This is a genomic window from Mesorhizobium sp. W016, from assembly GCF_054719485.1.
Map to the genome: position 1 here is coordinate 2373817 of NZ_JBTTIF010000002.1, position 20279 is coordinate 2394095.

General features: G+C 58.9%; 15 protein-coding genes. 13 read left to right on the forward strand and 2 right to left on the reverse strand.

The window, feature by feature from the left end; all coding sequences use genetic code 11:
• The 11 genes from rfbB to ACYG9V_RS11875 all read left to right on the forward strand — a co-directional run bounded on the left by rfbB (nucleotide 1) and on the right by ACYG9V_RS11875 (nucleotide 14806).
• Nucleotides 1–1095, forward strand: a complete 1095-nt coding sequence (gene rfbB, locus ACYG9V_RS11825; RefSeq protein ID WP_023670704.1) for a dTDP-glucose 4,6-dehydratase — start codon at nucleotides 1–3, stop codon at nucleotides 1093–1095.
• The gene (gene rfbD, locus ACYG9V_RS11830) at nucleotides 1092–1994 is read left to right on the forward strand and encodes a dTDP-4-dehydrorhamnose reductase (RefSeq protein ID WP_352521906.1); all 903 of its coding nucleotides are present in this window, start codon (nucleotides 1092–1094) and stop codon (nucleotides 1992–1994) included. Before rfbB ends, rfbD begins: the two co-directional genes overlap by 4 nt.
• Entirely contained in the window at nucleotides 1991–4672 is a 2682-nt protein-coding gene (locus ACYG9V_RS11835; protein WP_460221950.1) for a glycoside hydrolase family 99-like domain-containing protein, read from the forward strand. The genes rfbD and ACYG9V_RS11835 overlap by 4 nt, the downstream gene beginning before the upstream one ends.
• Nucleotides 4665–6359, forward strand: coding sequence for a rhamnan synthesis F family protein (locus ACYG9V_RS11840; RefSeq protein WP_352763042.1), 1695 nt, complete (start codon nucleotides 4665–4667; stop codon nucleotides 6357–6359). The genes ACYG9V_RS11835 and ACYG9V_RS11840 overlap by 8 nt, the downstream gene beginning before the upstream one ends.
• A 46-nt stretch (nucleotides 6360–6405) precedes the next feature.
• Entirely contained in the window at nucleotides 6406–7176 is a 771-nt protein-coding gene (locus ACYG9V_RS11845; RefSeq protein WP_352521903.1) for a class I SAM-dependent methyltransferase, read from the forward strand.
• Nucleotides 7177–7273: 97 nt separating this feature from the next.
• Nucleotides 7274–8062: an ABC transporter permease gene (locus tag ACYG9V_RS11850; protein WP_352521902.1), complete on the forward strand. Its 789-nt coding sequence runs from the start codon at nucleotides 7274–7276 to the stop codon at nucleotides 8060–8062.
• On the forward strand, nucleotides 8052–9572 hold the full coding sequence (locus ACYG9V_RS11855) for an ABC transporter ATP-binding protein (RefSeq protein ID WP_352763040.1): 1521 nt from the start codon (nucleotides 8052–8054) through the stop codon (nucleotides 9570–9572). The genes ACYG9V_RS11850 and ACYG9V_RS11855 overlap by 11 nt, the downstream gene beginning before the upstream one ends.
• A complete protein-coding gene (locus ACYG9V_RS11860) occupies nucleotides 9573–10892 on the forward strand; it encodes a glycosyltransferase family 2 protein (RefSeq protein ID WP_352763039.1) in 1320 nt (439 codons plus the stop codon).
• Nucleotides 10893–11189: 297 nt separating this feature from the next.
• Nucleotides 11190–13178 carry a nucleoside-diphosphate sugar epimerase/dehydratase gene (locus ACYG9V_RS11865; protein WP_031197112.1) on the forward strand — a complete coding sequence of 663 codons (1989 nt, stop codon included), beginning with the start codon at nucleotides 11190–11192 and terminating at the stop codon, nucleotides 13176–13178.
• A 138-nt stretch (nucleotides 13179–13316) separates the two neighbouring features.
• The gene (locus tag ACYG9V_RS11870; protein WP_023732070.1) at nucleotides 13317–14249 is read left to right on the forward strand and encodes a glycosyltransferase family 2 protein; all 933 of its coding nucleotides are present in this window, start codon (nucleotides 13317–13319) and stop codon (nucleotides 14247–14249) included.
• Nucleotides 14250–14266: 17 nt separating this feature from the next.
• Complete coding sequence (locus ACYG9V_RS11875) at nucleotides 14267–14806, forward strand: sugar transferase (RefSeq protein WP_023684586.1); 540 nt, start codon at nucleotides 14267–14269, stop codon at nucleotides 14804–14806.
• Here the strand turns inward: ACYG9V_RS11875 and ACYG9V_RS11880 are convergent.
• Together ACYG9V_RS11880 and ACYG9V_RS11885 are read right to left on the reverse strand one after the other, a co-directional pair.
• A complete protein-coding gene (locus tag ACYG9V_RS11880) occupies nucleotides 14794–15729 on the reverse strand; it encodes an NAD-dependent epimerase/dehydratase family protein (protein ID WP_023670715.1) in 936 nt (311 codons plus the stop codon). The two genes, ACYG9V_RS11875 and ACYG9V_RS11880, sit on opposite strands and share 13 nt — an antisense overlap.
• Nucleotides 15726–17018: an O-antigen ligase family protein gene (locus ACYG9V_RS11885; protein WP_031198404.1), complete on the reverse strand. Its 1293-nt coding sequence runs from the start codon at nucleotides 17016–17018 to the stop codon at nucleotides 15726–15728. Before ACYG9V_RS11885 ends, ACYG9V_RS11880 begins: the two co-directional genes overlap by 4 nt.
• Nucleotides 17019–17432: 414 nt before the next feature.
• Here ACYG9V_RS11885 and cysD point away from each other — a divergent pair, with 414 nt between their 5' ends.
• Both cysD and cysN read left to right on the forward strand, forming a co-directional pair.
• Nucleotides 17433–18338 carry a sulfate adenylyltransferase subunit CysD gene (cysD, locus tag ACYG9V_RS11890; protein WP_023670717.1) on the forward strand — a complete coding sequence of 302 codons (906 nt, stop codon included), beginning with the start codon at nucleotides 17433–17435 and terminating at the stop codon, nucleotides 18336–18338.
• A 2-nt stretch (nucleotides 18339–18340) separates the two neighbouring features.
• On the forward strand, nucleotides 18341–20278 hold the full coding sequence (gene cysN, locus ACYG9V_RS11895) for a sulfate adenylyltransferase subunit CysN (RefSeq protein WP_023670718.1): 1938 nt from the start codon (nucleotides 18341–18343) through the stop codon (nucleotides 20276–20278).
• Nucleotide 20279 lies beyond the last annotated feature (1 nt).

Consider the following 20279-nt stretch of genomic DNA (forward strand, 5'->3'; position numbering starts at 1 on the left):
ATGAATTTTCTGGTGACAGGCGGTGCCGGCTTCATCGGCTCGGCCGTGTGCCGGCATTTGTGCGCCAATCCCGCCTACCATGTGACCAATCTCGACAAGCTCACCTATGCCGGCAATCTGGCCTCGCTGCGCACCATCGAGAATGCACACAACTACAAATTTGCGCAGGCCGACATCTGTGACGAGCGGGCGGTTCTCGACATCCTCCACCGCGACGAGATCGACGTCGTCATGAACCTCGCCGCCGAAAGCCATGTCGACCGCTCGATCGACGGACCCGGCGCCTTCATCGAGACCAACATCGTCGGCACCTACCGGGTGCTGAATTCGGCGCTCGAATATTGGCGCGGCCTTGACGAGGACAGGAAGGCGCGCTTCCGCTTCCACCATGTCTCGACCGACGAGGTGTTCGGCGATCTGCCCTTCGATGGCGGCATGTTCGTGGAGGAGACGCCTTACGCGCCATCCTCGCCCTATTCCGCCTCCAAGGCCGCATCCGACCATCTGGTGCGGGCCTGGCACGAGACGTACGGCCTGCCGGTCGTGCTCTCCAACTGTTCGAACAATTACGGGCCTTATCACTTCCCCGAAAAGCTGATCCCGCTGGTCATCCTCAACGCGCTCGACGAAAAGCCGCTGCCGGTCTACGGCGCTGGCGCCAATGTGCGCGACTGGCTGTTCGTCGAGGATCACGCCCGTGCTCTGGAACTGGTCGCCACAAAGGGCCAGCCCGGCGAAAGTTACAATGTCGGCGGCAATTCCGAGCGTACCAACCTTGGCGTCGTCGAGACGATCTGCGGCCTGCTCGACATCAGGCGTCCGCGCAGCGGCGGCAGGAGCTACCGCGATTTGATCAGCTTCGTCACCGATCGGCCCGGCCACGACCGCCGCTATGCAATCGATGCCTCCAAGATCGGCCGGGATCTCGGTTGGGCGCCGGCGGAGAGTTTCGACAGCGGCCTTGCGAGGACCGTCGACTGGTTCCTCGACAACAAATGGTGGTGGGGACCGATCCGCGAGCAGCGCTACGCCGGCGAGCGGCTGGGGCAAGTCCGGTCGCGCGGCCAGGTTGAAGGCAGGAAGGGCGCGGCGTGAGGCTGGTTGTCACCGGACGCGACGGTCAGGTCGCTGCCAGCCTGCTGGAGGCCGGGCAGAGGCGCGATGGCATCGAGGTCGTCACCCTCGGCCGCCCAGTGCTCGATCTGGCGCGGCCCGATACGGTATTCGACGCACTCGCGGCAGCGCGGCCGGATATCGTGGTGTCGGCTGCCGCCTACACCGCGGTCGACCAGGCCGAGGACGAGCCCGATCTTGCCTTCGCTGTGAACGCCGTCGGCGCCGGCAAGGTCGCCGAGGCGGCCGCGAAGCTCGGCGTGCCCGTAATCCATCTGTCGACCGACTACGTCTTCGATGGCACCAAGGACGGCGCCTATGTCGAGACCGACGCCACCGCACCGCTCGGCGTCTACGGCGCCTCCAAGCTTGCCGGCGAGCTGGCCGTGGCCGCCGTCAATCCGCGCCATCTGATCCTGCGCACCGCCTGGGTCTACAGCCCGTTCGGCAAGAATTTCGTGAAAACCATGCTGCGGCTGGCCGGCGACCGCGACGAGATCGCCGTGGTCGCCGACCAATGGGGAAATCCGACATCCGCACTTGATATTGCCGACGCGATCCTGCATGCGGCGGCGGTGTTGCGCGGCGACTTTGACGGCTACGGCATTTATCATCTTGCCGGCACCGGCGAGACCAGCTGGAGCGGCTTTTCCCGTCATATACTCGACACAAGCGCGCAATACGGCGGGCCCACAGCGCGGGTGCGTGACATCGCGACAGTGGACTATCCGACCAAGGCACGACGTCCGGCCAATTCGCGCCTGTCGAGCGAAAAGTTCGCATCGGCGTTTGAATGGACGGCCCCGGTGTGGCAGGAGTCGGCGGAAAAGGTGGTGCGCAGGCTGGCGGGGAGCAAGACGAAACAGGCATTGAGTGCATGAACAAGCATCCGTCACCCGAGCAATTGCATGAGTCGACGCCCGACCCTCAGGGGATCTATCAACCGGCGCCGAAGAAGCGCGCCAAGACGACCAAGCCCGCGAAACGTACCTGCATCATGGTGCTCGGCATGCACCGCTCGGGCACGAGCGCGCTGACCAGGGCAATCAGCTTGCTCGGCGCGAAGTTGCCAAATGATTTGCTCGGCGCCAATTCGACCAATCCGACGGGCCACTGGGAACCCTTGAAGCTGATCGCGCTGCACGACCAGATGCTCGCCGAGGCGGGCAGCAGGTGGGACGATTGGCGTAGTTTCGATCTCGGCGATTTGTCGAAGGCGCGCGCTCAATTCTACAGAGGCGAAATCGCTCGCCTCATTGACGAGGAATATGGCGATGCTCCTCTGCTGGTGCTCAAGGAGCCACGCATCTCGCGTTTTGTGCCGCTCTACGCCAGCATTTTCAAGTCCATGAACATCGACCTGCAATACGTTCTCGCAAGTCGCAATCCGCTCGCGGTCGTTGCATCGCTAGGCAAACGGGATCGCTCGACGCCGGGCTTCGGTGCCCTGCTTTGGCTTCGCCATGAATTGGAGGCCGAGCGCTCGACACGCGGCGCACCACGTGTGTTCGTCTCCTATGAGGCGATGATGCGGAGTTGGCGGCCGACGCTGGACAAGATCACGGCAGCGCTTTCGGTTGCATGGCCTCGCGCGATCGAGAAGGCGGCATCTGAGGTTGACGCCTATATTTCAAGTGACCATCAGCATCATACGGCGAGCGATGGCGCACTCTTCGCTGACGAGCGAATCGCCGGATGGGTAAAGGACACTTATTCGGCACTCAGGCATCTGGAAACGGACGCCAATGGCGCCGAGGCCATGGCGATACTTGATCGCGTCAAAGCTGAATTCGACAGCGTCGCTCCAATCTTTGGCGAAGCGTTTTTCCCTGAGCTACAAGCTAGACAACAGATTCTATCCGAGACAATTGGGATCTTGCAGCGCGCTGTGGAAGAGCACGCGACCAACGCGTCACAGCTTGCAGGCCAACTCCAGCAGAAGGACGCAGATATAGCAGGATATCATCAAAGCGTTGCGGAAGAGCGCGCTGCGGCAGCGAAGCTTATCGAGAGGAACAGGGAAGAGAATCAAAAACTCGGTTCCGAGTTGTTGGTGGCTTTGGACGACAATGTCAGGCTGAAAGAAATTCTGGAGAAAACGCAGCTAGAGCTGACGGAAGAAAAGGAGCGCTCTTCAGCGGCATCGGAAGAAGTATTGGAGCACCATCCGACAGAGGTAAGTGCCGACGCCGGTGCCGATTCCGCCTCGTTTCTGGCCCTCTCAAGGATGCCGGATGAGCAGGAAGAAGTAAGCATCTGTACCGACGACACAAAGTTGATTGCTTTCTACCTCCCTCAATTCCACAGAATTGACGAAAACTCAGAATGGTGGGGACCTGGCTTCACGGAATGGACGAATGTCGCCCGTGCGACTCCGAATTTCTATGGTCATGACCAGCCGAGGATACCTCGTGAGCTAGGATATTACGATCTCTCGCATCTGGACACGATGCGAGAGCAAGTCGAATTCGCCAAACTTTATGGACTACACGCTTTCTGTTTCTATCACTATTGGTTTAGCGGCCGAAGAGTGCTGGAAAAGCCGGTCGATTTGTTCCTGGAATTTGACATTGATTTCAAGTTTTGCCTCTGCTGGGCCAACGAAAATTGGACCCGTGCTTGGGATGGGGACACGAGGAACATTCTGCTGGAGCAGAAGTACGCAGAGGAGGACGCCAAAGCCTTTATCGAGACGATGATCGGTTACTTCAAAGACGAGCGATACATAAAAATCGGCGGTATGCCGCTGTTGGTGGTATATCGAGCCAAGGACATTCCTGACCCACGGCGCTGGTTTTCCATTTGGCGAGATCATGCGGTCGCCAATGGATTTCCGGGCATCCACATCAGTGTCGTCGACTTCTACGACATATCGACTCCCCAAGAAGTGGGGGCTGACTCCCTGGTCGAATTTCCTCCGCACAAATTCAACGGGCCTCAGAACCATCCTTCGGAGTTCCCGCTCTTCACGAATCCGAATTTCTCGGGTGGTGTGGTCGACTATCGGAAAATAATTGCCCAAAGCGCCAATCGTCCGAAGCCGTCCTTCAACATATTCAGGGGCATCATACCGGGGTGGGACAATACTGCCCGGCGGCAAAACAACCCGACAATCGTGCTCAATTCGACGCCGGAACTCTATGGCGAATGGCTCCGTTTCCTGCGCTTTCAGGCCCGACAAAATCATCCTGATCCGGAAAGCCGAATCGTATTTATCAATGCATGGAACGAGTGGGGCGAGGGCTGTTACCTCGAGCCGGACCGGCGGTGGGGACTCTCCTACCTGGAGGAAACACTTCGCGGGAAATTCTTCGACGTAGCAAGAGAACCCGAAGGAATGCAGGCCGCCCGGTCGCGATTGTTCGATCAGCTCGTTTCGGCGAAGCACCAGCCAATTTTGGGCGCGCCAATCTCCAAAGAAACCCTGGCAGCGATTGCCCCCCCGAGCCGGATGGCCGTGAATGCATCAAAGCTCCTGCGAAGATGGCCGCCACTGCATTCTGTCGCCAGCTTCCTTTATAAGCACGTACTGCTCACCAGGCAGATAGACAATGGATGATGTAGCAATTGTGGCTCATTTCGACGTCAATGACGGCGTCGAAGCTAATTTCATCGAACTACTATCCTGTCTTGCGAAGAGATTCGACCGGATCGTTTTGGTGACGACAAGTAAAATCGAGGAAGATGTCGTAACCATAATCCCAAAAGACGCCGTCTTGATAAGACGACCAAATTTTGGGTACGATTTCTCCAGCTACAAGGTTGGTTTGGATTATGCGCTGAGGAATTGGCAGATCGAAAACGCGCTTCTGATAAACTCAAGCTTTGGCGTTCTTTCGTCTGCGATCTTTGACAGGACCCTGTCGAGGATGCTTGAATTAACACCGGAGTACGATGTGGTTGGTTCGACTGAGTCGTACCAATTCTCGTGGCATGTACAATCGTATTTACTTTTGTTGGGAGCCAAGGTGCTGCGGGCACCCTGGTTCGAAGGATTTCTTGCGAGCGTCGCGCCCACAAGCTCAAAATTAGAGACAATATTCAAGTTCGAGCTCGGCCTGTCCGCTGCGCTTCGAAACAATGGTGCAAAAGTTACAACACTTCTGCAACCGTCGCCTGAGCAGCTTCAGCATGCCAACCGGCGTTGGAATACCAGCGAGGGAAAGGAATCTGCCGATCCTCCCATGTCTCTTTCTGACGCAACCTCGATGGCGCTCCAATTCAACCCCGTTCACCATCTTGCCGACTTGGTCGCCCGCGAACTTGGGTATGTGAAGCTTGAGGTTTTAAGGGAGAACCCTCATCAGATCGATCTGGCCTTTGTCGATGACATTTATGAAAGGGAGCGCCTGGACGAAATAGAAGAAATGCTTAGCCGCAGTCGTGCCAGCTATGCGCGCGGGAGCGACAACCTTTCTACACTTAAATCCCAAGCTAGCCCCATCCCAGTGACCAAGCTCGCACGATGGCGCCGAACGAAGGCCGGGGAAGTCAATGTAGCGGTTGTCGTCCATTTGCACTATGTCGATATGATTTCCGATATTCATAAGATACTAAAAAATATCGTTCTCCCCTTCGATGTTTATGTAACGACCTCTTTTGAGGGATTTTACAATGAGATTTTTTCGAAATTCTCTGATTTGGCGCAGAGCATTTCCGTATATTACTCGGAGAACAGAGGTCGGGATATAGGGCCGTTTATCTCGGTCTATCGCAGTGGCGCTCTCGACCGGTATGAGGCTGTTCTGAAGATTCATTCAAAGAAAAGTGCCTATAGCGCCAACGGAACTCTTTGGAGGGATAGGCTCTACGGCTCGGTCGCTGGCGATTCATTGACTGTGTTGAGGTCCATCGAGTTGATTAAGTCGGGCGAAGTTGGCATCGTCGGCCCGCACCGCTATTACCTGACCGATGACCAGTTCTGGGGCGCAAATCGCGCTACGGTCCGCCGACTGCTTGAAGAGATGACGGCGCTCCAGCCGGAAGCGAATCTGGAACTCGGCTTTTTTGCCGGTTCGATGTTCTGGTTCGCGCCGCGGGCGCTTGCGCCTCTGAAGAACATAACCGAGGCGAGTATCGCGTTCGAAGCTGAAAACGGGCAGCAGGATGGCACACTCGCGCACGCGATCGAAAGGGTGTTTTGCTGGGTCGCACGCGGTCAAGGGTTCACGGCATCCAGCGTCCTTCTTCGTGGAGAGGATATTCACAAATATTCGACAGCTGAGAATCGTGTCCCTGTATTATGAGGGAAGGCGGCATTACAAAAGCGGAATGATGAATTGAGGAGCGAGAATGGCTGAGATATTCAATTACAAGGGGTTCTCTATACCAATAGAACTGGCTCATATGACCGGAGGTGCCGAAGACACTTTCGACCATATCTCTAAGGAACACATGCGACAGGCTGACGAGTATGTCGGCATTGCGCCAGATAATTCCATAGTCGAGATCGGATGCGGCATCGGCCGCGACGCGATACCGCTCACCGAGCGACTTGCGGCAAACGGTCGATATTTAGGTATCGATGTGGTCAAGCCGATGATCGACTGGTGCCAGCAGGCGATCACTTCCAAGCACCCGAATTTCAAATTCGTCCACTTTGATGTGGCCGAGAAATGGTACAATCCGAATGGCACCGAGCTGCTTCAGCAGTGCCAAATTCCAGTCCCGGACTCGTCGGTTGATGTAATCATACTGCACTCTGTTTTTACCCACATGATGCGACGGGATATTGCCCACTACCTCGATGAATTTGCTAGGATATTGAAGCCAAGCGGAAGGGTTTTAGCCACATTCTTCATCATCAACGGTGACATCCTCAAGAACCAGGGGCCGAAGTCTTACATCACATTCTATCACTCGGTCGGCGATGGCTGCCACGTCCACGAACTGGAGAAGCCAACGCATGCCGTTGCTTACGAGGAAGCGACTGTGGCGGCCATGGTCGCGGACGCAAATCTGCGAATGGCCGGGTCCCCGATTTGGGGGGCTTGGAGCGGCCGGCGCTCTAACCCCGGCGCCGGTCAAGATGCAATCATCCTAGAACTGGCAGGCAAATCGTGATGGCTGATCGGCGCTTGGCAGGAGGGGCGCACCTGCCCTGTTGTAACAGGCAGATCTATCTGGCCGTTGTGGCTGGGAAGACGGTTCAAACGGCATCATGAACATTACCCAACTTATCGTTTCTCTGATCCGTCGTGAAGTGTCGGGCCGCTATCGGGGTTCCGCTTTCGGCTTGTTGTGGTCGCTGCTCAATCCTTTGCTCATGCTTGCCGTTTACACGTTCGTGTTCGGTGTGGTTCTGAAATCGCGCTGGACGGTTCCTGACCAGCCGAGCGCTACCCATTCCACTGGCGAGTTTGCCGTCATCCTGTTTTGTGGATTGATCGTCTTTCAGTTCTTCTCGGAGGTGGTTTCGCTGGCGCCTGGGCTGATCGTGGGCAACGCCAACTACGTCAAGAAGATCGTTTTCCCGATCCAGATCCTGCCGGTGGTTTCAGCCGGCGCCGCATTGTTTCATACGGCCGTCAGCCTTCTGGTGCTGCTGGTCTTCGCCTATGTCGTTTTTGGCTATATCCCGCTCACGGTGATTCTGGCGCCTGTGGTTTTGGTGCCGCTGATTGTCATGGTGCTCGGCATTGCCTGGATGCTGGCATCGATCGGCGTCTATTTTCGCGATATGAGCCAGATTGTGGCCCCGCTCGTAACCGCGACCATGTTCCTGTCGCCGGTATTCTTCCAGAGGTCGTCGCTGCCGACCTGGCTGCAGCCTTGGCTCTCACTCAACCCGCTCGCGATCCCCGTCGAGGATTTCCGCAACGTAGTTCTCTTCGGTGTGCAGCCAAATTGGACCGCGCTGGGCTCCTACTCGATCATCGCGATTGTGGTCGCGTTTTTTGGCTATCAGTTTTTCCAGAAGACCCGCAGGGGCTTTGCCGATGTCCTTTGACAAGCTCGGCGCCAAGAAGGCTGGCCGTATCTCTGATGTTGCTATCCGAGTGCGTGATGTGTCGAAACACTATGTCATGTTCGAGCGGCCGGAAGATCGCTTCAAGCAGATGATCGTGCCTCGGCTAGAGCGTCTGGTCGGTCGGCCGCCGCGCCGGTACTTTCGCGACTTTGCTGCTCTGTCCGGCATTTCCTTTGACGTTGGCCGGGGCGAAACTGTTGGGATCATCGGCCGCAACGGCTCCGGCAAGTCGACGCTGTTGCAGATCATCTGCGGCACGTTGCAGCCGACTGCGGGTTCGGTCGAGGTCAATGGCCGGATCGCCGCGTTGCTTGAGCTTGGCGCCGGCTTCAATCCAGAGTTCACCGGCCGCGAAAACGTCTTTCTCAACGCGTCGATTCTCGGTGTGCCACGCAAGGAGATGGAGTGGCGTTTCGACGACATTGCGCGTTTCGCCGATATTGGGCCTTTCATAGATCAGCCAGTAAAAACCTACTCGTCAGGCATGTATGTGCGGCTGGCCTTTGCCACCGCGATCAATGTCGACCCCGATATCCTGGTGGTGGACGAAGCGTTGTCAGTAGGCGACGAGGCGTTTCAGCGCAAATGCTTCGCCCGCATCGAGGACATCAAGGACAAGGGTGGCACCATTCTGTTTGTCAGCCACGGAGCGCCGACAATCGTTCAGCTGTGTACGCGAGCAATGTTGATCGACGGCGGCGAAAAAATCCTGGAGGGTCGGCCTAAGGCGGTGGTCGGGCAGTATCAGCGGCTGGTGAATGCAAGCCCGGAGGCTGTGTCCCGAATCCGCGCGGATATTGTGCAGCAGAATAGTGCGGAGGTTCGCGCCCCGTCTGTGCCGGCGCCTCCCGCCATGACCCACTCTGATTTATTTGAACACCGGCCTTCCAATGCGACTGCGTCGACAACGGCTGCGGCAACGGCCGGCGCGCTAGGCGCCGCTTCCGAGGCCAATCCTCAAATCGATCAATCGGCAATGGCTGCCCTGCACGGTGACTACTTCGATCCGGGACTTCGTTCACAGTCGACCGTCGCGTTGGAAGAACGTGGTGCGCGCATCCGAGATTTTAAAATAACGACTATAGGTGGCGACGAAATAAATGTGTTGCAGATGGGTAGACGGTACAAATATGAGTACACCGTCGACTTTTCCACAAATGCCAGGAATGTCGGGTTCGGCATATGGTTTAGAACTGTAAGCGGTATTGGTCTAGGGGGCGCGCAGACAATTTTTTCCAGAAGTCTACTTACCAGGTCTATAAAGACAAATACCACGGCCAGGATTTCATACGAGTTCACGAACATATTCCTGCCTGGCGTCTATTTCATCAGCTGTGGGCTTTTCGGATCGCCTGGCGATGAGCAAATCGTCATGCATAGGTTGGTAGATGTGACGGCTTTTCGCGTGGCCGCGGAGCCTGATCTGCTGGCCACGGGAATCATCGACGTCTCCCCGCAGATTTCTATCAATTTTGAAGCTGCGGAGTAAATGATGCGCCATTCGATAAGCGTGGTGGTTCTCAATTGGAACCGGCAGGACCTGTTGGATCGATGCCTGCAATCGCTGTTGAGCACGACTGGCGAGTTCGAAAAGTGCATAGTGATCGACAACAACAGTAGCGATGGCTCTGTCGATATCATCAGGAAGTGGGCATCTGTCGATGACAGGATAGAGCCCTTTCTTGCGCCCGAAAACAGAGGGGCGGACTGGATAAACGACGCGCTTCGAATGGTAGAGTCGGATTTGGTTTTCATACTAGCCAACGACAAGGAACTGATGCCGGGCTGGCGGGAGTATGTCGACGCGGTCTTCTCCGCCTTTCCCGAGTTGGGCCAGCTTGCCCTGCACGCGCCGGCGCCGCTGGATGACGAGGTATGGGTTACAAAACCGGCTACCTATGCCTATCAGAATGGCGAAGGCCTTTATCTTGCGCATGGCAACACCGGAATGTCGAGTATAATAAGGAGGGATATTTTAAAGATGGAAAATATATATTTTGAAAATATCCCAGGAAATTCCACAGTTAAACTTCCGAACGACAGTAAGCTTTCTGAGCAAATTAAGTCCAGTGGATATTTTTCAGCTTGGAGCAGTAGATATTATTCCATCAACGTTGGACATACCTTACAGGAATTTGAGAGAGATTGGGAATATTATCACGCCAATTACGAACAGAAATACTGGCTGAAACTTGAAGGCCTCAAAAAGCGCATCGATGAGCATAAGCGTACACCGAAGCCAAATCGCCAGAGTCGGATATTTGGATGGGTGGGGCAGCCTGAGAGCTACGGGGGAGCCGAAGAGAGCAAAGCAAGGTGTTGGTCGACTTTTGGCGACGGGTCACTCGATCTGGAGACGCTGGATTTCGTCTACGCACTCTGCAGGCTGATCAAGCCTCACAACGTTGGAGTCGTGCGAGCCGGGCCGGGCAGCGTTGCTGTAGCCGCGGGCCGCGCGTTGCAGGACAATGGATTTGGGCAGGCCGTGTGTTATGAGACCGAGGCCTTGATGCTGGAGCGTTTGCAGTCCCGCATTTTGGAGCATTCTCTTTCCGGTCACGTCAGGTGTGCGTCTCATGAATTGATCGAGAATTACGATCTCTTGATTCTTTCAGGCTACATTCCCGAGGAGCTGTTCTCGATCGAGCGTGAATTTGTCCTCGAAGCGGTGGCCCGCTCAAGGATGCTTCTGATCGACGCGAGCCAGTCGGCGAGCTCAATGTTTTCAGCGATGCCGGCTTCGGATGGCTGGAGCACCGTCAGCTTTCCTGTGCCGCGGTCTATTCGATTGATGATGCGGTCGCTGTGACACCCGACCGTTCCAGTCGGTTGTCCCGCTTTCGCGCCGAATCAGGGTGGGGGGTGCCCTTCATCCCAGCCTTTCGACATTTGCGATACCTGGCGAAAACGTCGTTCGATTGCTCTCAGTCCCTTAACCAAGAGGCCGAACAAAAAATATCTGGCGATCACTACAACTCCACGCTATGCGATACAAAGCGGCGGGGCTGGGGATTGGCACTCTAAACAGGTGATCGGTGACGGGTTTCCGTCGCTCTTGCACCACGTTAGTGTCCATGTCCTTGCGCCTGGAGTTCAGTACTACCCAATGACATCCTATGTAGAGGTCGTGTCCGGACTTCGGCCGAAGATGCGGCGCGCCATTATAATGATCCAGGATCTGGTCATGGTCCTGGTCGCGGTGGCGCTGAGTCTGGGGCTTTCTCAGTCGAGACTTTCATTCGACGCGCTCTCCACGGCCGGCCTGGCGTGCTGGGCAAGTATTGTTTTTCTCAGCCATATGCTGTTTCGCTATTGCGGCCTCTACAACACCGTGTGGCGTTTCGCCTCCACGCCGGACTTCTTCAACATCCTGAAGAGCTGCGCCATCCTGACCGTCACGCTCTATGTCGTCTCGCTGGCGGTTCGATCGTTTCAGCCGGTGACCGGCCTCAACGAGCGCCAGTTCATCGTCTTTTTCCTCGTCTCCTTCACCATCATATCGGCGCCTCGGCTCTATTACCGGTTCCTGCGCGACGGGGCGAGCTGGCGAATCCTGAGCCGCAACGCAAACAATGCGGCGATCAAACAAGCGCTGTTCGTCGGCAGGCTTGGCGAAGCAGACGTCATCATCCGCTTCACACGCACGGCCGAGCCGGCCGAATATTCCATCGCCGGCATCATGGCCATCGAGAACGGCGCGCCGTTGGGCACGCAGATCCAGGGCGTTCCGGTGGTAGCCGTGCGGCCCCGCCTGGTCGAGGTCCTCGAAGAATATGCAAGAGGCACCAAAAGCCTCGACATGCTGATTTTCGGCAATGGCACCGAACGCGAGATCGAGGAATATTCGGAACTGGTCCGTGTCGCCCGTCACAGCGGTATCGCCGTCGTCCAATTCTCCGGCGTTTCGGAGCTCGGCCAAGGCGGAAAGCTGGTACTCGACGCTGTCGAGATGGAAACCATCCTGCGCCGCCCCACAGTTGCTTCCGATATTGAGCGGATCGGCGGCTTTATCGGTGGCAAGCGCGTCCTGGTCACCGGCGGCGCCGGCTCAATCGGTCGCATCCTGGTCAAGCGGTCGCTGGAACTTGGCGCCGAGGCGGTTCTGGTCGCCGATATCTCGGAGTTCGGTATTTTCCAGCTCGACCAGCAGGTTGACGAAAAGGACCATGTCCGGCTCAAGAGCCGCATCGTCGATGTCACAGACCGGCGCCAGATCACCCGCGTCGTCAGCGATTTCAAGCCCGACATCATCTTCCATGCCGCCGCGCTCAAACATGTGCCGCTGCTCGAGGAAAATTGGGAATCGGCGATCCAGACCAACATTTTGGGCACCCTCGTCTGCGCCGAGGTTGCCGCCAAATGCGGGGTGCCGCAGTTCCTGCTGATTTCCAGCGATAAGGCGGTCGATCCGACCTCGGTGCTCGGTATGACGAAACGCGCCGCCGAGCAGATCGTCTCTTCGCTGCACGAAACGCACGCCACCGGGGCCAGCGGCCGTCGCTCCGGCACCAAGTTCATCGCCGTGCGGTTCGGCAATGTCTTCGGCTCCAATGGCTCGGTCGCCACCATCTTCCAGGCGCAGATCGAGGCCGGCGGTCCGGTCACCATCACCGATCGCCGCATGACCCGCTACTTCATGACGGTGGCCGAAGCCGTCGACCTCGTCATCATGTCGGCGGCCGACGCCGAGCGGCGCCAGGGCAAGGACGACTACGCCATCTACATGCTCGACATGGGCAAGCCGGTGCCGATCCTCGAAGTCGCTGAAACCATGATCCGCATGGCCGGCAAAAGCCCCTACACCGACATTCCGATCCGTTTCACCGGGATCAGGCCGGGCGAGAAGCTTCACGAAGTGCTGCATGGCGGCAATGAGGAGATCGTCGCGCTGGATATCCCCAAGATCTTCGGCCTCAGGACCGATGTCGTGGGATGGCCCAAGGTCCAGGCGGCGCTGACATTGCTGCAGGCGGCCATGCGCGATCAGGACAAGGCCTCGGCGCTCGCCGTCATGGCCGGCCTCTATCAGGCGGAAGAGCCTCCAAGTGAGGCACGCCGGGAAACCGTTGCGAAAACAGTCGGGCAAGCTGGTTAGAGCAATTCCAAGAAAAGTGTGGAGCGGTTTTCCGTCCGGGATTGCGTCAAAACAAAGAGCCTGTCCTGATCGACCGGGATTGGCTATTGAAACCGATCCGATGGCCGTTCCCAGGCGTTTGCAGATGATTTTGAACCAGTGAGCAGACAAGATCAGCGCGTGGCCGTGCTGCTGGGCACGAAAGATGGCGCGGCTTTCCTTGACGAGCAGCTCGCGTCGCTGGCTGCGCAATCGCATCCTGTTGTCGACCTCTGGGTTTCCGACGACGGTTCGACAGACGGCACTTCGGCCATTATCGGCGCCTGGCAGAGCCGCTGGTCCAAGGGCCGGTTGACCCTGTCGAATGGTCCTCGCCAAGGCTTTGCCGCCAATTTCCGCGCGATGATCATCGATCCGCGCATCGAGGCCGACTACTACGCCTTCTGCGACCAGGACGACATCTGGGAGCCGGACAGGCTGGAGAGCGCCATTGCCTGGATGCAAGGGCACGACGCCGGAACGCCGCTGCTGTTTTGCTCCAGAACCGCGACCATGTCCGAAACCGGAGCAGCGCAAGGGTATTCGCCGCTGTTCCAGCATCCACCCGCATTTCGCAATGCGCTTGTGCAAAGCATTGCCGGCGGCAACACGATGATGATCAACCGCGCCGCGCGAAAGTTGCTGGCAAAGGCATCGGCAAGGACCGAGTTCGTCAGCCATGACTGGTGGACCTATCTGATCGTCACGGCTGCCGGCGGCATTGTCCGCTATGACCCGCGACCGCTGGTGCGCTACCGCCAGCATGAGGCAAACCTGGTCGGCGCCAACGTGTCGTGGAAGGCGAGGCTGTCGCGGCTGGGGCGCCTCTTCAGGGGCGAGTTCGCCGTCTGGACCGATCACAATCTGAGCGGCCTGGCCGTCAATCGCGACATCCTCACGAGGGATGCCGCCGCCTGTCTCGGCCTGTTCATCAGGGCGCGAAAGGGCGGTATCTTGCGACGCCTGCGCCTTCTCAGGAAAAGCGGCGTCTACCGGCAGACGCTGGCTGGGACGCTTGGGCTCTATGTGGCCTTCATCTGGCGGCGGATCTAGAGCATGCTGAGATGGCCATGAGGGGACCCAAGCGAGCTTTCGATCTCGTCGCGGCGGCGGTTCTGTTGCCGCTGACCTCGCCCGTCACCCTGCTTGCCATACTGGCAATCAGGCTGTCGTCGCCCGGACCGGCACTCCTCTCCCAAACTCGCGTCGGCCAGCACGGGGTGCTGTTTCGCTGCCACAAGTTGAGGACGATGGTTGTGGGAACGCCATCTCTGCCCTCGCATCAGGCGCCGGCAAACTCCGTCACCGCCGCCGGTAAGGTGCTGCGAAAATTCAAGATCGACGAGCTGCCGCAGCTCTGGAACGTGCTGAAGGGCGAGATGAGCCTGGTCGGGCCGCGTCCATGCCTGCCCACGCAAACCGAGTTGGTCGACCGCCGCAGGCAATTGGGTGTGCTTGCCGCACTTCCAGGCATTACCGGGCTTGCGCAGATGAGAGGCATCGACATGTCGGATCCGAAACTCTGCGCCGAAACCGATGCCGAATATCTCAGGGGAGCCTCGATCGGACTCGACGTCAAAATCCTGCTTGGCACAATCTACCGGACCTGACGGGCCTGTCGTGCAAGTTCCTCAATCCGGCCGAGCGTGTCGGTTTCCGGCATCCAGCCTTCCGAGATCAGCAGTGACGGGTCGCAAATCTGTGTCGCCATGGAAGCGTCGTACGCTGCTTTTCTGCCAAGCAGTGTGGCGAACAGCCTGAATGGCCAGGCCGGCACAGGAACGAGCCGGGTCGGAACGTCGTATCCGTGCCTGAATGCAGTCAAGATTTCGAACATCGCAACGGGGGAAGCATCGCCCAGGACATAGGTCGGGCGCGGTGGCGTGGGACGAGTCAAAAGATGCGCCACGGCGCCAGCCACCGCGTCGCGCGATATCAGCGAACGAACTGCGGTGAAAGCGCCTAAGGGCAATGGTAAGGCAATGGCGGCAGCCCGCATCATTCCACGCAGGTTTCCCTTCATGCCTTCGCCATAGACCGGCGGCAGGCGCAGCGCCGTGGCATCGGAGGGCCTGGACGCATAGGCTTCCAGTGTCTTGATCTCGCCTTCGCGTTTCGAGCGCCCGTAGGCGCATTGCGGGGCAGGGAGCGTCGCCTCGCTGATCGTTCCGCTGAAACCGGGACCGGCTACTGCCCGGATCGACGACAGATAGATGAAGCGCCCGCTTGTCCGCGAGGCGGCCGCGCGCGCCAGCTGCGCGGTCAGTGTCGCGTTGGCTGCCATGAAGTCGGCTTCGCTCGCCTTGCGGTCATTGTTGAGCGCCGCACAGTGGACGACATGGGTGATATCTCGCATCAGCGCCTGGTATGCCTGAGCCGGTGCGTCGAAGTCCGGCAACAAAACCGCATCGCTCACGGGATCGAGCCGTTCCGGGTGGCGCGATGCCATGCGCACCCCGAACCCGGCTTCGCGCAGCTGGTTGACGACCTGCCTGCCGATGAAACCCGTCGCGCCTGTGACCAGCACTTTCACGGCCGGCTTGCCTGGGGCGCCGGGGCCGGTGCCTGTTGTTCCGGCAGCATTTGTTGCCGGCCCGATGCAAGATATGTCCCGGACACCAGGAACACCATCAGTGTGGCATCGAGGATGTCGTGGCCGACCAGAATGCCGGTCAGGCCGCCGATGAGGTAGGTGATCGCAGTGACGACAATCATCGTGGCGCCGAACCGCTCGATCGCGTCCGTGCTGGTGCGCAGCACGATGGCCGCGTTTCTCGCGGCAACGAAGAACACAGCCGCGAGCGTTACGGCTCCAAGCAGCCCGGCCTCCACCAATGCAGTCAGGAAGCCATTGTGAAAATGGCTGAAGCCCGTGGACGGCATGTGGAACTGATTGTGGAATCCATCCTTTATCAGCTCACGGCTTGCAGCAATGCCGTGACCGAAAATCGGCATGTCGTGGAAGGCGCTCAGCCCAATCTGCCAAAGTGCTGCGCGCAAGCCGAGCGCGGTCGTGTGGTCGCCCTTCGTGGCGAGCGCATCCCAGTCGCTGAACAGGAAGGCCGCGCGCTCGGAAATGATGGGGAGACCAATGACCGCGATGACGATGCCGATCGCGCCCGCAATCAGCAAAAGCCGAATGGCGTTTCTGTTGTTGAGCTTGCGACGGTTGATCAGCAGGACCGCGATGCCGGCCACCAGCATCGCCAGCCAGATGATCCGCGACCCCGAATAGACAATGTCGACCGCGCCGGCCAGTGTCGCGCAGGCCAGCAACGCCCTGTTCTTTTCGACACCCGATAAGGCGCCTGCCAGGCACATCATCATGCTGAGGCAGGCGACGGTCGCGAACACGATCGGATTGCCGGCGCCGCCTTCGGCCCGTATGCCCAGCCCGTGATATTGCACGACCGCCAGCAGCAGGGCGCCAAAACAGGCGGCGGCGCTCGCCAGCACGACGATGCGCGTCAGCGTGGTTTTCTCGGTAATGCTCCAGGTCGCGTATGAGACAGGGAAAAACAGGAAGGTGATCAGCCCTGCCAGATGCGGCGCATCCCTCGCGATCGAATTGTTGACGATGGAGGCGAGCACGCTGGCTGCGCAATAGGCATAGATGGCCACCGTCATCGCGGTCATCGGCCGGTCGATGTTGAAACGCCGTCTTTTCAGCGCAAGCAGAAGCACCGACCACAGGCCGCCGCCATTGAACAAAAAGCTGACCGCCGATCCCAGTACCGGCGGGAAAAAGAAGCACAAAATGGAGAAGGTGACGTTGATCCGTGACGGCGAAACGTGCTGCTTGATGGCGGAGATCGGGGTCAATGCTCTGGTTCACAATGCGCTGGGTCGCGTGGCGACGGACAATGTTTGGCGGCGGCATTTGCGGCATGCCGCCCGGCGCAGGTTCAGGAGCCGGTATAGCGGCTGGGTGCGGTTTTCGAAAGTGCGACGAGGTCCGGCCGGCGTTTCTTTCGGTCCAGGCAAGATTTTTCCCGGCCTTTGAATGCTATCGCTCCGTCGGGCAGGAATTTTCGGATTCTAGGCTTTTCATGGAAAATTCGTTGCCGATCGGTGTGGCCGCCGGCCTTTCCAGCGTTGTTATATCAGGTGGCGATCTGCTAGAACGCCGGCACGAACCGATAGTGTCCAGCAGTGAAGCTTGAACCGGGCGGCTGAAAAGGACGCCCGATCCATCTGATGCAAGGTCTGGATTGCACGAGAGAACGCTCACAGTCCATGAACATCGCGCTTACGCACCTGCAGCGGCTCGAGGCCGAGTCCATCCACATCTTCCGTGAGGTTGCCGCCTCCTTCTCCAAGCCGGTGATGCTCTATTCCGTCGGCAAGGATTCCTCCGTGCTGATGCATCTGGCGATGAAGGCCTTCTATCCGGCCAAGCCGCCTTTCCCCTTCCTGCATGTCGACACCACCTGGAAGTTCCGCGAGATGATCGCCTTTCGCGACCAGATGGCGCAGAAGCTCGGCTTCGACCTGCTGGTCCACGTCAATGAAGACGGCGTGCGCGACGGTATCAACCCCTTTGACCATGGCTCGAACACCCACACCCATGTCATGAAGACGGTGGCGTTGCGCCAGGCGCTCGACAAATACGGCTTTGACGCTGCCTTCGGCGGGGCTCGGCGCGACGAGGAGAAGTCGCGCGCCAAGGAGCGCATCTTTTCCTTCCGCAACGCCCAGCATGTCTGGGACCCGAAGAACCAGCGGCCGGAGATGTGGAAGATCTTCAACACCCGCATCGCGCCGGGCGAATCGATCCGCGTGTTTCCGCTGTCGAACTGGACCGAGCTCGATATCTGGCAGTACATTCTGCAGGAAAACATCCCGATCGTGCCGCTCTATTTCGCCAAGGAGCGGCCGGTGGTCGAACGCGACGGCATGCTGATCATGAAGGATGACGATCGCATGCAATTGCGCCCCGGTGAGACGATGGAGAACCGTCTGGTGCGTTTCCGCACGCTCGGCTGTTATCCGCTGACCGGCGCCATCGAATCCGACGCGGACACGCTCGAAGCCATCGTCGGCGAGATGCTGACGGCGCGCACCTCCGAGCGCCAGGGCCGCCTCATCGACCGCGATGAAGCCGGCTCGATGGAAAAGAAGAAGCGCGAGGGATATTTCTGAGCATGCGCCATATCCTGGCCAAGAGCCTCGCTCCCACCGACGGCGTGCGCGAATACATGGCGGCGCAGGAGAAGAAGTCGCTGCTGCGCTTCCTCACCTGCGGCTCGGTCGACGACGGCAAGTCGACGCTGATCGGCCGTCTTCTGTCCGACACAAAGCAGATCTTCGAGGACCAGCTCGCCGCACTCGAGCGCGATTCCCGCAAGCACGGCACCACTGGCGACGACATCGACTTCGCGCTTCTGGTCGACGGCCTCGAGGCCGAGCGCGAGCAAGGCATCACCATCGACGTCGCCTACCGCTTCTTCGCCACGCCCAAGCGCAAGTTCATCGTCGCCGACACCCCCGGCCATGAACAGTACACCCGCAACATGGCGACCGGCGCATCGACTGCCGATCTCGCCATCGTGCTGATCGATGCGCGCCAGGGTGTGCTGCGCCAGACCCGGCGCCACTCGATCATCGCTTCGCTGCTCGGCATCCGCCATATCGTGCTTGCCGTCAACAAGATCGACCTCGTCGATTTCGACCAGGCGGTGTTCGACCGTATCGTCGAGGATTACCGGCAGTTCTCGCACGAGCTCGGCTTCCAGACGATCGTGCCGATCCCGATGTCGGCCCGCTATGGCGACAATGTCACCAGCCGCTCCGGCAAGACGGCGTGGTATTCCGGCCCGTCGCTGATCGAGCATCTCGAAACCATATCGGTCGACGAGGCCGCGGTCGAACTGCCGTTCCGGTTTCCGGTGCAGTACGTCAACCGGCCCAATCTCGACTTCCGCGGCTTTGCCGGCACCATCGCGTCCGGCTCCGTCGCGCAGGGCGACGAGGTGGTGGTCGCCAAATCCGGCAAGGCCTCGCGGGTCAAGCGCATCGTCGCGCAAGGCGGCGATCTTGCCCAGGCGGTGGCCGGCCAGGCCATCACCCTTGTGCTCGATGACGAGGTCGAGGTCTCCAGAGGCAACATGCTGGTGTCGCCGGCGGCACGGCCGCAGGTCGCCGACCAGTTCGCCGCCAACATCGTCTGGTTCGACGAGGCAGCGCTGCTGCCGGGACGCTCCTATATACTGCGCACCGAGACCGACCAGACCAGCGCCACCGTCACCGACCTGAAATACCGCGTCAACGTCAACGACTTCGCTCGCGAGGCGGCGAAGTCGCTCGAGATGAACGAAGTCGGCATCTGCAATATCTCGACCCGGGCGCCGATCGCCTTCGACACCTTCGCCGACAACCGCGATACCGGCGCCTTCATCCTGATCGACCGCATCACCAATGCCACGGTCGGCGCCGGCATGATCCTGCATTCCTTGCGCCGCGCCGAAAACATCCACTGGCAGTCGCTCGATGTCGGCAAGCGCGGTCGTTCCGACTTGAAGAGCCAGCGTCCCGCCGTGTTCTGGTTCACCGGCCTTTCCGGTTCGGGCAAGTCGACCATCGCCAATCTGCTTGAGAAGAAGCTGTTCGCTTCGGGGCGCCACACCTACATTCTCGACGGCGACAATGTCCGCCACGGCCTCAACCGCGATCTCGGCTTCACCGACGCCGACCGGGTCGAAAACATCCGCCGGGTCGCCGAGGTGGCCAAGCTGATGGCCGATGCCGGGCTGATCGTCATCGTCTCCTTCATCTCGCCCTTCAGCGCCGAGCGGCGCATGGCCAGGGAGTTGATGGCCGACGGCGAGTTCGTCGAAGTGTTCGTCGATACGCCGTTCGAGGAATGCGCCCGCCGCGACCCGAAAGGCCTTTACGCACGGGCGCTGAATGGCGAGATCAAGAACTTCACCGGCGTCGATTCCCCGTATGAAGCTCCCGAAAATCCCGAAATCCATCTCAAGACACTCGGCAAGACGGCCGAGGAGATGGTAGAGGCTCTGGAACACTGGCTGAATGAGCGCGACATTGCCGAAGACCAATATGACAGCGGCGGCGGCATCTGAC

Coding starts and splice junctions, on each gene's coding strand:
- rfbB (WP_023670704.1), top strand. CDS start 1: ATGAATTTTCTGGTGACAGGCGGTGCCGGCTTCATCGGCTCGGCCGTG.
- ACYG9V_RS11840 (WP_352763042.1), top strand. CDS start 4,665: ATGGATGATGTAGCAATTGTGGCTCATTTCGACGTCAATGACGGCGTC.
- ACYG9V_RS11835 (WP_460221950.1), top strand. CDS start 1,991: ATGAACAAGCATCCGTCACCCGAGCAATTGCATGAGTCGACGCCCGAC.
- ACYG9V_RS11860 (WP_352763039.1), top strand. CDS start 9,573: ATGATGCGCCATTCGATAAGCGTGGTGGTTCTCAATTGGAACCGGCAG.
- cysD (WP_023670717.1), top strand. CDS start 17,433: ATGAACATCGCGCTTACGCACCTGCAGCGGCTCGAGGCCGAGTCCATC.
- cysN (WP_023670718.1), top strand. CDS start 18,341: ATGCGCCATATCCTGGCCAAGAGCCTCGCTCCCACCGACGGCGTGCGC.
- ACYG9V_RS11865 (WP_031197112.1), top strand. CDS start 11,190: ATGACATCCTATGTAGAGGTCGTGTCCGGACTTCGGCCGAAGATGCGG.
- ACYG9V_RS11845 (WP_352521903.1), top strand. CDS start 6,406: ATGGCTGAGATATTCAATTACAAGGGGTTCTCTATACCAATAGAACTG.
- ACYG9V_RS11850 (WP_352521902.1), top strand. CDS start 7,274: ATGAACATTACCCAACTTATCGTTTCTCTGATCCGTCGTGAAGTGTCG.
- ACYG9V_RS11875 (WP_023684586.1), top strand. CDS start 14,267: ATGAGGGGACCCAAGCGAGCTTTCGATCTCGTCGCGGCGGCGGTTCTG.
- ACYG9V_RS11855 (WP_352763040.1), top strand. CDS start 8,052: ATGTCCTTTGACAAGCTCGGCGCCAAGAAGGCTGGCCGTATCTCTGAT.